Origin of the sequence: Marinomonas spartinae, assembly GCF_900089775.1 — a bacterium.
Classification (GTDB): Bacteria; Pseudomonadota; Gammaproteobacteria; order Pseudomonadales; family Marinomonadaceae; genus Marinomonas; species Marinomonas spartinae.
Map to the genome: position 1 here is coordinate 130,552 of NZ_FLOB01000009.1, position 13,072 is coordinate 143,623.

At 42.1% G+C, this 13,072-nt stretch carries 10 protein-coding genes; 2 read left to right on the top strand and 8 right to left on the bottom strand.

Translation table 11 applies throughout. From position 1 onward, the window contains the following. Nucleotides 1-3 precede the first annotated feature (3 nt). The 7 genes from MSP8886_RS22690 to MSP8886_RS22695 form a co-directional block, all read right to left on the bottom strand. Nucleotides 4-2,946 (bottom strand): methyl-accepting chemotaxis protein, encoded by a 2,943-nt coding sequence (locus MSP8886_RS22690; protein ID WP_067018470.1) that lies wholly within the window; start codon nucleotides 2,944-2,946, stop codon nucleotides 4-6. A 10-nt stretch (nucleotides 2,947-2,956) separates the two neighbouring features. Further along, nucleotides 2,957-3,448, bottom strand: coding sequence for a chemotaxis protein CheW (locus MSP8886_RS16610; protein ID WP_067018472.1), 492 nt, complete (start codon nucleotides 3,446-3,448; stop codon nucleotides 2,957-2,959). Then, nucleotides 3,432-5,537: a chemotaxis protein CheA gene (locus MSP8886_RS16615; protein WP_067018474.1), complete on the bottom strand. Its 2,106-nt coding sequence runs from the start codon at nucleotides 5,535-5,537 to the stop codon at nucleotides 3,432-3,434. Before MSP8886_RS16615 ends, MSP8886_RS16610 begins: the two co-directional genes overlap by 17 nt. A 66-nt stretch (nucleotides 5,538-5,603) precedes the next feature. After that, a complete protein-coding gene (locus tag MSP8886_RS16620; protein ID WP_067018476.1) occupies nucleotides 5,604-5,969 on the bottom strand; it encodes a response regulator in 366 nt (121 codons plus the stop codon). 13 nt (nucleotides 5,970-5,982) lie between these two features. Continuing rightward, the gene (locus MSP8886_RS16625; RefSeq protein ID WP_067018478.1) at nucleotides 5,983-7,638 is read right to left on the bottom strand and encodes a SpoIIE family protein phosphatase; all 1,656 of its coding nucleotides are present in this window, start codon (nucleotides 7,636-7,638) and stop codon (nucleotides 5,983-5,985) included. After that, a complete protein-coding gene (locus MSP8886_RS16630) occupies nucleotides 7,631-7,906 on the bottom strand; it encodes an STAS domain-containing protein (protein ID WP_067018480.1) in 276 nt (91 codons plus the stop codon). Before MSP8886_RS16630 ends, MSP8886_RS16625 begins: the two co-directional genes overlap by 8 nt. 14 nt (nucleotides 7,907-7,920) lie before the next feature. Then, nucleotides 7,921-9,075 (bottom strand): methyl-accepting chemotaxis protein, encoded by a 1,155-nt coding sequence (locus tag MSP8886_RS22695; RefSeq protein ID WP_067018482.1) that lies wholly within the window; start codon nucleotides 9,073-9,075, stop codon nucleotides 7,921-7,923. Between the two features lie 482 nt (nucleotides 9,076-9,557). Here MSP8886_RS22695 and bamE point away from each other — a divergent pair, with 482 nt between their 5' ends. Together bamE and MSP8886_RS16645 are read left to right on the top strand one after the other, a co-directional pair. Beyond that, complete coding sequence (gene bamE / locus MSP8886_RS16640) at nucleotides 9,558-9,884, top strand: outer membrane protein assembly factor BamE domain-containing protein (RefSeq protein ID WP_067018484.1); 327 nt, start codon at nucleotides 9,558-9,560, stop codon at nucleotides 9,882-9,884. Between the two features lie 63 nt (nucleotides 9,885-9,947). Further along, nucleotides 9,948-10,937, top strand: coding sequence for an aldose epimerase family protein (locus MSP8886_RS16645; RefSeq protein ID WP_067018486.1), 990 nt, complete (start codon nucleotides 9,948-9,950; stop codon nucleotides 10,935-10,937). 103 nt (nucleotides 10,938-11,040) lie between these two features. On the opposite strand, the gene MSP8886_RS16650 is transcribed toward MSP8886_RS16645, so the two are convergent. After that, entirely contained in the window at nucleotides 11,041-12,894 is a 1,854-nt protein-coding gene (locus tag MSP8886_RS16650) for a feruloyl-CoA synthase (protein WP_067018488.1), read from the bottom strand. Nucleotides 12,895-13,072: the final 178 nt, after the last annotated feature.

Consider the following 13,072-nt stretch of genomic DNA (forward strand, 5'->3'; position numbering starts at 1 on the left):
CAGTTAAAACTCTTCCCACTCATCATCGTCAACGGGCGAAGCGGCTGGTTTTGATGGGACAGGTTTGACACTCATATCCTTAGGAGGCACTTTCGTATCTGACACCTGCTTGGGCGGCTTGGTAGAAGTCTTCTTATCAATCGCTGTTTTCTGAGCCGTTGCTTTCTGATCCGCTTTTTTCTCCATAGGATTAGATACACCAGAAGCCTCTTTACTCACTGTTTTAGTGACTGGAGTTCTGGCTGTGTGTGGCAATGTTTCTTTAAGTGATGCAGAAGGTGACGGAGGCATACTGGTGACCAATGATGCACTATGGGAATCAGCAGATTTACTCAGTACAAAGTTAGACACCTGATTAGTTAATAGCCCCGCCTGTTTTTGCATACTTTCTGCAGCGGCAGCCGACTCTTCTACCAAAGCCGCGTTTTGTTGGGTCATTTCATCCATTTGGGCAATGGCTTTATTTATTTCATCCACTCCCGCCGCTTGCTCATCTGAAGCACTAGCGATCTCCGACATAATGCCGTTTACACGCTTAATAGAGTCAACAATACGATCCATGGTTTGACCTGATTGCCCCACCAAATGGTTACCATTTTCAATTTTACTCACCGAATCCGAAATCAAGCCTTTGATGTCTTTAGCCGCATTGGCAGAACGTTGGGCAAGTGTTCTCACTTCCGATGCCACAACGGCAAAGCCCCGACCTTGTTCTCCAGCGCGAGCCGCCTCAACCGCCGCATTCAGAGCAAGAATATTGGTTTGGAAAGCAATACCATCGATGACACCAATAATGTCAGAAATTTTCTGCGACGATGAGTTAATCGCCGCCATGGTATTGACCACCTCTGAAATTAAATTCCCCCCCTCTAACGCCACATCAGAGGCTTCAGATGCAAGAATATTCGCTTGGTTGGCATTATCGGCATTCAATCGAACCGTACTGGTAATTTGCGCCATGCTGGATGAGGTTTCTTCCAAACTCGAAGCCTGTGTTTCTGTTCTACCAGATAAGTCCATATTACCTTTGGCAATTTCCGTAGACGCCAGCCTGATTGTCTCCGCTGCGTTACGAATCTCCCCCATCATCTTAGTGAGGTTTTCGCTAGTCTGATTACAGTACTGTTTTAAATCGTCAAATTGGCCGTCATAATCAGCGGTAATTCTTTCCGTTAAGTTACCCTGCGATAGCGCCATCAGAACGCGGCTGATATCCTTTAAACCATCATCAGAGGTTTTCACAAGACGGTTTAACGAGTCAGAAATAAACTTCATAAAGCCTATTTTATTGCTCATGTTAATACGCTGAGAAAAATTGCCTTTCGATGCCTGCTCGACAATCTCCGCGATTTCATTCTCAGCTTCCACCTCTGACGTTCTATCTAACCATTCTATGACCGAGCCAAGACGCTCACCATTGCTATTGATAATCGGATTAGCATTTACCCTAAAAAACAAGTTTCCTAAGGTAATTTGCATGTCTTGGCTGCTGGACAACTTTTCTATAGCAAGCGAATCAGATGAAGGATCCTGATTAAAGATGTCCAAATGACTGCCCACAATCCCACTAGCATTGAAATTGGGTAACACTTTACGCAGCTCACTCTCTGCATTTATCAACATCTCTTTCAAAGAATGATTGGCATAAATAATCTTTTGCTGAATATCGACGAGCATCACATTGGTAGAAGTGACGTTTAAAGCTTGCTCTATTCGTGTCGTTTCAATCAATCGCGCTTCTATTTCTGTTTGTATCCTATCCCGCTCATCACGAGCTTTCGACAAACTCTGCGCCATTTTCATGAGGCCTTTATTAATCGGTCCAAATTCATCTTTACGAGATGCATTAAGCTGAACCGAAAAATTACCATTAGACACACCATCTACTGCCTCAATAACCGCCCCCAAACTGCCCCTAAGTGAGCGGATCACACCGATTGAGATAATCAGCAGAAGTACAATCAAAGCACCGATAATGCTGAGATTAGTGAATAATGTTTGGTTAGCGCTACTAATACGCTCTAGCATCATGGAGGTTAATACTTGATTGCTGGATTGTCCAAAGAGGTAAAGCTCGTTGATGATCGCAGAACTTTCATCAAAAAACGTATTAGGGTCATAAGTGGTAATGTCTTGATTGAGAATCTCTTGGTTAACGACCTGTAGTAGCTGACGAATGCTCGTATCCAACCCCTTCAATTTCGCCAACAGATCGTTGACTTGTAGGTTATCACCCGATTTCGATGACACTTGTAAATTATGAAGTAGCTTTTGCTCTGCTGATTGTAATAAAGAGGTAAGAGAATTAATGCGGGTAAGTTGGGCTGGATTAATTATCCCTTTAGATAACGCGGCAACCCCTTGACCTCTTAACTGAGCCATATTTTCAATCAAGGCCGGCAAGTTGTCGTTCGTCGCGATAATTAAGTGATAAGAGTTCGCAACAGGGTCATAACTTAACCCAGAAGTCTCCATAATCGCAGGAAGAATAACGGACATCAGCACAGAGACAACATCTGTTTGTTGAGCAAATGCCTCACTGGGTAACACCGTTTTTGATTCTACACGCGCACTAAGCTCAGAAAACTCTGTTTGAGCCTGCATAAGTTGCGTTAACATTGGCGAGTTAGGGTACAGACTATTTAGCAGCTCACCAACCTGTTTGAAAGCGATTAAAACCTCACTTCCTTTGGCAGATAATGCCTTATTGTTATCATCGCTTTGATTGAGATAAAGGGCGGTTAAGCCTCTATATTCCTGAATTTTTTTTATCAAAAAAAGCACTCTAGTCGACGGCTCGACACCATTAAGCTCCTGTTTAGACGCCTCTACTAACCCCGTCTCAACTTCGTAGAAAAACTTCGTTGGAATCGCAATGCATAAACAAGCCAAGATTCCCAACACTAAAAACTTGAGAGATAGCTTTATATTTGAAAAGACACTCATTACCCTCTCCCTAAACAGTATCTAACGTGTCAAACAATCCCAACTCTTCGCTGGACACCAGAGCCTCAATGTCTACTACGATGACCATTAGGTCATCTACCGCCGCCAACCCATCTAAATATCGGCTGTCAAAAGCCGCACCAAACTCTGGCGCGGGTTTAATGTCTTCTTCTTCAAAATTCATGACATCGGATACACCATCAACCACAATACCGAGAATGCGGTCTTTGATATTAAGCATAATGACAATAGTCCACTCATTGTAACTGGGCTCTCCCACCCCAAATTTAATACGCAAGTCCACAATAGGAACAATGTCTCCTCGAAGATTAATCACTCCTTTTATGTAGTTAGGCGCATTGGCTATTTTGGTCACGGGTTCGTAACCCCGAATCTCTTTCACCGACATAATATCAAGTGCATAGGTCTCATCCCCCAATACAAAGGCAAGAAACTCTCTTGTTACAGAATGAACACCACTGTTATTAGGTAAGGATGACATGGTCGACCTCCTCTTCGAGTTCCAATGATTGAGAGCTGACTAATGATTCAATATCTAAAATTAATGCCACACTTCCATCTCCCATGATCGTCGCGCCCGCCACGCCTTTGACACGACGATAATGTCGTTCAAGGCTTTTTATGACCACTTGCTGCTGCCCCAACAAGCCATCGACAATCAGCCCATATCGCCTTTTCGCAGTTTCCACCAATACCACAATGGATTCACCGATATTGACAGGATGCAGCCCACCATAAAGCGCTTCTTCTAAGTTAATTAATGGCCAATATTCATCCCGCACCCATAACAGTTGTCTGTTTTGCATCACTTTTATTTGGCTCTCTAATGGCTGAATACTTTCTACAATGTTCACCAGTGGAATCACAAAAACTTGGTTTGCGTTTTCGACACACATTCCATCCAGTATCGCCAAGGTAAGCGGCAAGCGAACTTCAAACGTCGTCCCCACGTTTTGATTCGACTCAATACTGACACGTCCCCCTAACGCCTCAATATTTCGCTTCACCACATCCATGCCAACACCACGGCCGGATACATCCGTCACTTCAGCAGCAGTTGAAAAACCAGGGGCAAAAATCAACAGCCAAATAGCCTCATCGGTTAAAGGGTCAGGCAAGGAAATGCCTTTCTCAAGGGCTTTATTCAAAATACGTTCTTTATTAAGCCCCGCCCCATCGTCGCTAACCGTAATCACAATTTCACCGCCTCTTTGCGATGCAATCAGCTTAACAGTCCCCTTTTCGGGTTTGCCCTTAGCAATACGATCGGCAGGTGCTTCGATACCATGATCAACACTATTACGAATAAGGTGGGTCAGTGGGTCTGAGATTTTCTCGACTAGATTTTTGTCTATCTCTGTACTGCCGCCCTCAATCACTAATTCAATGTTCTTAGCTAATTTATTCGATAAATCTCGAACTAAGCGAGGAAAACGATTAAAGACAAAGGAAATGGGCAACATCCTAACGGACATCACGGCTTCTTGAATTTCACGAGTATTTCTTTCAAGTTCGGCTAATGCCGTTTGCATTTTTTCGGCAATACTTTCTTGGGCTTCACTACCAATCAAATTCAACATCGACTGAGTAATAACCAGCTCACCAACAAGGTTAACCAGTTTATCAATTTTGACTGTCTCGACTCGGATACTAGCGGATTCGGATGGCTTACTCTCAGCTGCCGCTTTGCCTTTCACAATAGGCGTTTTATCTTCCTTGGCTGGCGCTAGTTTAGTCGTCGGAGTCGTGCTGGAGGTTTGCTTATCTTGTGAAGGATGAACCGCCTCCTTGTTTTGCTCATCGCTTGACGATGAAGCCATATCGGTCTCGAGTCTTTCATGGAAAAAACCATACCTCTGGGATTCCTCTGACGTTTCCTCATCTAAAGACGATGTTTCGAAAAAACCAAAACCTTCATCTTCAAGATCACTGCTATTTGAGTCCTCTGTTTCTTGCTCAAAAAAGCCAAAACCTTCATCTTCTAGGCTGCTATCCTTTGAGTCCTCCGTTTCTTGCTCAAAAAAGCCAAAACCTTCATCTTCAAGATCACTGCTATTTGAACCCTCAGGCTCTTGTTCAAAAAAACCAAATCCTTCATCTTCAATATCAGAAGCCGTTTGTTCGCCTACAGCATCTTGCACAGAGTCGTCTTCTTGTGTGGCGTCTTGCTGAGTATCTTTCGCCTCTTGTAAAACACTTTTCAGACGAGTTTTACCTGACTCTACTTCGTCCCAGTCAATCTCAACGTCTTCGTGATAGTTATCGAGAATAACTTTTAATAAATCAATGGTCTCGAGTAAAACTGTGATCAAATCGCTGGTTAAAAAGAGTTCTTGATTACGAGCTGAATCAAGCAAGTTTTCCATCACATGAGTCAACCCAGTCATGGCCTTAAAACCAAAAATGTCACTCCCTCCTTTAATAGAGTGAGCCGCTCGAAACACACTGTTGAGTGCCTCAATATCTGGCTCACTTTCTGGATCATAATCCAGCAAGAAGGTTTCCATGGTTTCTAGATGCTCTTGGGCTTCCTCAAAAAACATCTCACGGAATTGGTTCATATCATCCATAAACAACTCAACTGTAATCAATAATGAATCGACGGAATTTTTTACTAAACATGCTCGTGAACCTTGCTACCCAAGCACTTTTTTCACCACATCCAATAGTTTAGAAGGGTCAAAAGGCTTAACCATCCAGCCCGTTGCGCCAGCCGCTCTCCCTTGGCTTTTCAGGGCATCCCCTGCTTCTGTCGTTAGAACAATCAAAGGCACTCGTGCATAAGCTGACATAGCACGCAGAGATTTAATTAATGTAATGCCATCCATACGAGGCATATTCTGATCAGTCAGAACAAAGTCAAATCGCTCACTGCGGCATTTTTCAAATGCTTCTTGCCCGTCTTTTGCCGCCGTAACCGCATAACCAGCCCCTTTTAATGTCGCTTCTATCATTTGGCGAACCGAAGGAGAATCATCAACAATCAACAATTTTTTAGCCATTTCTACACCCTATTTAAGCAATAAGAACTGTCGTTTTATTTTCTGTTTTATCGTAGTAAAAAGATTCACTAATTTTTCTAATAAGCTTAATTCCTCTACCATGTAACCCAGCCGTATCGTCACTATCTAATGCTGATAAGTCGTACCCACTACCACTGTCTTTTACATCAACCATCATTCTCATATCTTTAGAAACCCACTTGATGGTTATCTCAATAAACTCATCATCTAGCACGTTTCTTAACCCTTCTGATCTCTGGTCTAAATACACGCAAAAATCCTTTTCTTTTAAGCCTGAAGAAAGGCTTAAAACACCATGATCTATCGCATTACTCACCAGCTCCGTCAGCACTAAAAATACCTTTTGTAAAAAATCGGCAGAGAAAGAATATGTTTCAAGCATAGTAATAAAGCTAGATACAATTTCTTCATTTGCAAGTGATTTTCCCTGAAAAGTCGAGCAGAGCTCAATATTACCGATGTCTTTAATACTATCGTCCTGTTGTACAAGATTAGATAGACTCTCCTTTACCTTACAAAAATCAACATAAGAAAAAGACATGTCATCGGCATCGTCAATGGATTCACTCAGAGCATGGTACTTATTAATAATATCTAGAGGATGCATTCTACTAGACTCAAGGTCTTGATAGATTTCTTGAAATGAAAGCAACTTTCCATCTGAAATTTTATTTTCTATAACTCCATCGCTCATCAGCATCGCGAAGCCAACTTCATCTAAAGAAAAGCGATCAAACTTAGTCTTTACAGTATCGTTACTGAGTATCCCTAATGCCATGTTCTTAGACTTAACACGAGTCAATGGCTGATGACTTTTATCCATCAATAACACATCGGGCATACCTGCATTCCAAATAGAAATCTCATTTTCTTGATAAAGAATTTCAATCATAATACAGGAAATAAAACGGTTATGTGGAACCGTTTGAGCGTGTTTTTTATTTAATTCCAATAAAATAGCAGCAGTAGAAAACCCCTTATTAACCAAAGCAGTAAAGGTAGTGACCATAGGATAAATCGTCAGAGCAGCGGCCATTCCATGGCCTGTTGCATCCGCTAACATAATCATCAAGTTACCATTTGGTTTAACCACTTGCATTAAGATATCACCACAAAACTTACCATGAGAAAGGCTAGCGTGTTCAATACCAACCAACTCTTGTATATTTTGTTTTATAATATGATCGTATACATAAAAAGCTAAGGCTTCCTCTTGATCTTTATCATGCATTATTCTTTCTAATAGAACAGTTTTTCTTAGTTCTTCCAACTCCACACTATAGCTTTCAACAGCACTAATAATTTTTCTTGAAAAAAGATAAACGTTAATTGGTTTGTGTAAAAAGTCTTTTGCACCTAACTCATAAAAATCAGAAATGATCCTGTTTTCTAAATCTGCTGTTAACACTACCACAGGAAGTCGATTATTTTTATTATGAATGTATTCCATAAAAGACTGACTTGGCCCATCCTCTAGATTGACATCCAAGATAATAAGGTGAAAGTCATACTCATCGACCAACTGTTTCGCTTTTTTATTAGAAGCAACCGCGATTACCTCTAAATCATGAGAAGAAAGAATATTTTTGATCAGCGATTGCGTTGGAAAAGAATCCTCAACTAAAAGAACCTTTTTTCTATTATTCATATTGATATAAATTACCAAAATTAGCCATTTCTAAGATATCTTTCGCACTGCCGGATACATTTCTTATTATTCCTTTTTTATTCTTCTCCTCTAACAATCGATGCAATAAGACCATCATCCCCAAGGCAGAGGAGTCGATATATTGAACACGAGAAAAATCTAGAACAAGGTCAGTATTGCTCAGTAAAGCCACATCATACTCTTTGGTAAACCATTTATGTGTACTAAAATCAAATCTTTCAGGTAAAGAAATTACAGTATCAGTCATAAGACATCCTTATTCTAAAATAACTCAACATCACCACTTTCCACCCCTTCTTGTGAAACAGGGTTATGCCTTTGCTCTTTTCTCTGGTTTAAAAGGGTAAGCCTTTCTAGAAGAATATTTTCTATCTCTTCTGCTGATCCGCCATTAAAGGCTTGTAAGTTATCCTCGATAAATTTTAGTGTTTCCATAACGAATAATATGTTTTGACTATTAATATCATCAAATTGCAACCCTCTTGTTGCTTGATGAATGGCTTGTTCTAGCGTTCCGGCCAGGCTTTCTAACTCGCTGGTGACCCGTGCGTCTGAATGCGCCTTTTTGACAATTCTGTCCAAGGCAACATTCATCTCTTTTTTCGATTCCATAATGTAAGTCACATCATGAGCCGCGACTTTTTCCATAGAGACCGACAACTCAGTCACCTGAGTTTGAATATTATTAATACGAGACTGGATGGCTTCACTAAAGCCAGTAGATCGATTAGAAAGAGAGCGCACCTCATCCGCAACCACAGCAAACCCCCTACCAGCTTCCCCCGCTCGGGCTGCCTCGATGGCGGCATTTAATGCTAATAAATTGGTTTGAGCTGCAATATCGTCAATGTCTTTGAGTGCTTTAGCAATTTCGGGCATTTGCTCATTAATCGAATGGACCTGCTTTAATAGCTCCATAGAAGAGGCTGACATATCCACTGTGCTGGAAATAAAACGGTCAATGGTCTTCGACGTTCGGTTAGCAAACGCTTTCATGGCATTACTGTAGGTATCATCACCTTCCACACCATCCTTAACTAACTCCCCAATGTAACCGGACTGAACAGTGACTAGATTGTCGATGTCTCGGAAGGACTCGGTAAGTAAAGCAACTGCATCAGATTGAGTCTTGAGAACGTTAGATAAATCATCGTCACACGAGTGAAGCAATGGAATCAGTTCGTTTTGGAATAAATGCTCTTGCACTTTCTCCATGTCTACAACGGGCTTTTTATCAGTTTTTTCTTCATTGCTGCTCACAGATTGACCCGTTGCCACAACATGATTTCTGGAAAACACCATGACCACTCCACTGCCTACAGCTAAAACAACAAAGCCAGCCAGAGGAGCAACAAAAACAAACAGACTGCAGCAAATAACCAACAGAAAAAAATACAACCACAATGTTTTTTTCATAACGATCCTAGTTACAAAATATAGGCCCTTGTATGAGCAGTTAAGCCATTGCTTGCTCAGAAAGTAGAGAAAAAATAAAGAAGGGGGCATTTCAATGTAGACAAAAAGCATGCATCGATGGAGGTTCCATATACGACTCGCTCCTGTAAACACTTTTTTAGGCGCCGACAAAGCGCTTTGCATTCCCTACATTACTTTTTTATACAATGCAATAAAGTAAGCGTAGTAGACTCCCTCATAAAATGTACGTTGAGTTTGTAATTTTTTTATACCAAGGAGAACAGTGATATACACTTAATGACATGGGGCTATTAGAGACGTTTTTACGCTAATGACTTACTGATACCGCATCATTGATTTGTGGGTTTTGCTGTATAGCCTTATAGTTAAGATAGGTATTAACAACAGATAAACACGACCATGACAGAATACGATCTTGACAAGACTATAACTGTATCTTCTCACTTTTTGGATGGACTATAATGCGCATCGCTTTTCTTATTATTGCTTTTTCACTATTAACCGCTTGTAGCTTCATCAACACCAAAGCACTCTCCCTACAAGAAGGAATGGATAAGCAGCAAGTCACCCATATTATGGGTAAGCCTATTTATCGCTCCTTCAATGGCTCCACCGAAGCATGGCAATACGCCGCTTTTAATGGGGTGAAGCAATGTATCTATATTACGGTTTGGTTTAAACAGGGTCAGATGGTCGCCATGACCAATCGTCAGGAACCTAGTCAAGATCAAAGCTGCGTACAAGGTATTCGAGAAATAGACTGGACACAAATCCCACGCGGCTTATAGTCGCTATATCAACGTCTTAGTGATACAGCCAAACATAACAACAAAAAAGCGCTAGAGGAAAGTATGAGCCAACAAAAGCAAACCACCGCTATTGTAGATAGCAACCAAATAGAGCTGAACAATGGCCAATTACGCGTGGTTATTTTGTCTCTGGGGGCCAGTATTCAATCTATACACTTAAACGGCTATGAGCATTCATTGGTGCTCGGCAGTACAACTCTTGATCGCTACTTAGACCAAGCCAAGTATTTTGGTGCCGTGGTTGGGCGTGTTGCCAATCGTACCGCACAAGGTCATGCACTGATTGACAACCAGCAATACACTCTGCCTCTTAGTCCACCAGAAAAACACCATTTACACGGTGGCCCCTTGGGGACAAGCAGTAAAAATTGGACTGTCGTAGAACACAATGACGAACAGGTTCATTTACAAAGTACCTTAGCAGACGGGGAAATGGGATATCCAGGAAAGATGATTGTGGATGTCTTTTATCGATTAGATGGAAGCGAGCTAGAACTGGAAATCTTAGCCACAGCAGACCAGCTAACGATCTGTAATTTTGCGGGACACAGCTATTTTAATCTCGACGGACAAGGCTCGGTACTCAATCATAAGCTCGCTATTCAAGCGGAGCATTATTTACCGGTGACAGAGGAGTTAATTCCCACAGGCGAGGTGCAAGCAGTTCAAGGTACCCCCTTCGATTTTCGCACACTAAGACGTATCTCCAGAGAAGATTACCCGAGTTTGGATACCAATTTTTGCCTAGCTCAAGACAAACAATCTGTACGCGACGTGGCGACGCTTATTGGTCCGTTAACAGGCATTCAGATGTCACTAAAAACCAATGAAACCGGCCTGCAAATCTATGATGGTAGACACATTCAACTGGCTCAGGAGCACAATATTAATCACAGTGCATTAAGTGCCTATTCAGGATTAGCCATGGAAGCGCAAGCTTGGCCAGATGCGATCCATCATGAGCACTTCCCTTCTATTTTGCTTTCCCCTGAAGATCGTTATCAACAGATAACGCGCTATTGCTTCGCTTAGCGGATAAAAGCTGAGATCGCCATAATAGCATCATCATATTGATACTATTATGGCAGAACAAAACCCACTCATAGCACGCTAAACTTGAGCGCTACAATATCACTTAGATGCTAATCACCTCATCGGCGATGGGCTCTTGGTATAAAAGAGCAATTTGATCAGGACGATTATCTTGAACCGCACGCTGATTTAACGACCCCTTATCCGTCACTTCATGAGCATCAATACTAGGGGCTTTAGATTGCAAAATAATGCGTTTTACCAAAGTAGAGCTACCAGTATTGAATTGAGCGAATTCCACCAGCTTTTCTCGGAAGGCTTCACGCACGCTGTCATCGCGGACGATATCCTCATGGGATACCTCCTCATCGCCAGGCATAATCGCGCGACAATGGTTCCAATCTGGAAACACCATCGCAGTGATGTAACCTGCGTTTGAACCACATATCACCACGTCCTGAACAAACGGCGCCAATGCACTAATCAGCTTCGCCTTAATTACGCCTGAACTCACCCAGGTACCACTGTCTAATTTGAAATCTTCAGAGACACGTCCATCAAAGCGGAACCCACGATGAGGATCTTGGTCATCTACATAAGCAAACGCATCACCGAGACAGTAAAATCCTTCCTCATCAAAAGCCTTTTTATTCAGCTCAGGTTGACGCCAATAGCCTGGCATAGTGGTCACTGCTTTGACCCTTGCTTCCAGCTTTCCTTCATTCGGAACCAGCTTGATGGTCACGCCCGGTGCAGGTACACCGATCACGCCAGAGGCTGACTCTTCAACAGATGCAAAGGTGGCTGACGGTGCAGTTTCAGTACAGCCAAGCCCCGTTAACATAGGGATTTTCTTGCCTGTATATTGGATTGATAAGGCATCGAGATCATCCCAAATATGTTGAGCCAATCCAGCCGCAGCAAAAAAGGTAAACTGTAATCGCGAGAAGAAACTTTCTGCTAACTCGCTATCAGCCTTCAAATGTTTAACCAACAGCTCAAACCCTTTTGGCACGTTAAAATACACTGTTGGCTTAACGTCCACGATGTTTTTTAGGGTTTTATCAAACAGTTTCTCAGTTGGCTTACCATCATCCAAATACAAGGAACCGCCATTGTATAGAGCAATCCCCACGTTATGATTACCGCCAAAGGTATGGTTCCAGGGAAGCCAGTCAACCATAACAGGTGGTTTTTCAGCCAAAAACTGCATAACTTGGTGGATCATTACTTGGTTGGCACAAATCATTCTCTGGGTATTAGTCACCCCTTTTGGCAGCCCTGTTGTACCAGAGGTAAACAAAATTTTTGCTACCGTATCGCCATTTACCTCGGCGTTTTTCGCCTCAATGGCAGGATCGACTGGGTAATTCCAAAATTCATCAAATGAAATAGTTGGGTTAGTAATTTTTTGTGGCTTAATATCCCCTTTAATCACCGCGACAGGGGTGCTGGTATCCTCGCAAACAGACTGTATGGCTTTTTCATAAGGCGCTAGATCATCCACCACAATCAGTCCAGGCGTTAAGACATCAAAAATATGCTTAAGCTTGGTATAGTCTGTTGCGATTAAAGAATAAGCTGGAGAGACAGGAGAATGGGCAATACCGACATACATCCCTGCTAACGCTAGCATTAAATGTTCAACGCTATTGCCACAAAGAAAAACAATTGGACGCTCCAAAGAAACTGGCTGCTTAATCAACCAAGAGGCAATCTGACGAACCCGTTGCAGAGCTTGGGAGTAGGTTACCTCATCCCATTCGCCCTGATCATTACGTTGCGCAACAAACACTTGATCCGGTGTTTTCTCTGCCCATAAAGCAAGCTGATCGGTCCAACAGCGTGCATAGTCATTCAGCGCTTTTTTGCTACTGATTATTTGTACCCCATCTTCCCTATGTTCAATATCGATAGGGTGAGCAGTCACTTTGATAGGATGAAATTCACTATTCATTTTAAGCTCCTAAAACCACGCTGGTTATTTTTATGTGGTTAAAGTTTTAGAGAAGCGACTATCATAGCCACAACCAATATTATTGTTATTCTCTCGACGAGACCAAGACCCTAGAGCGTTAGCGCAAGCAAGATCAACTTGCTATACACTCACTCTCATTCAGCGGCTAGCTAACAAA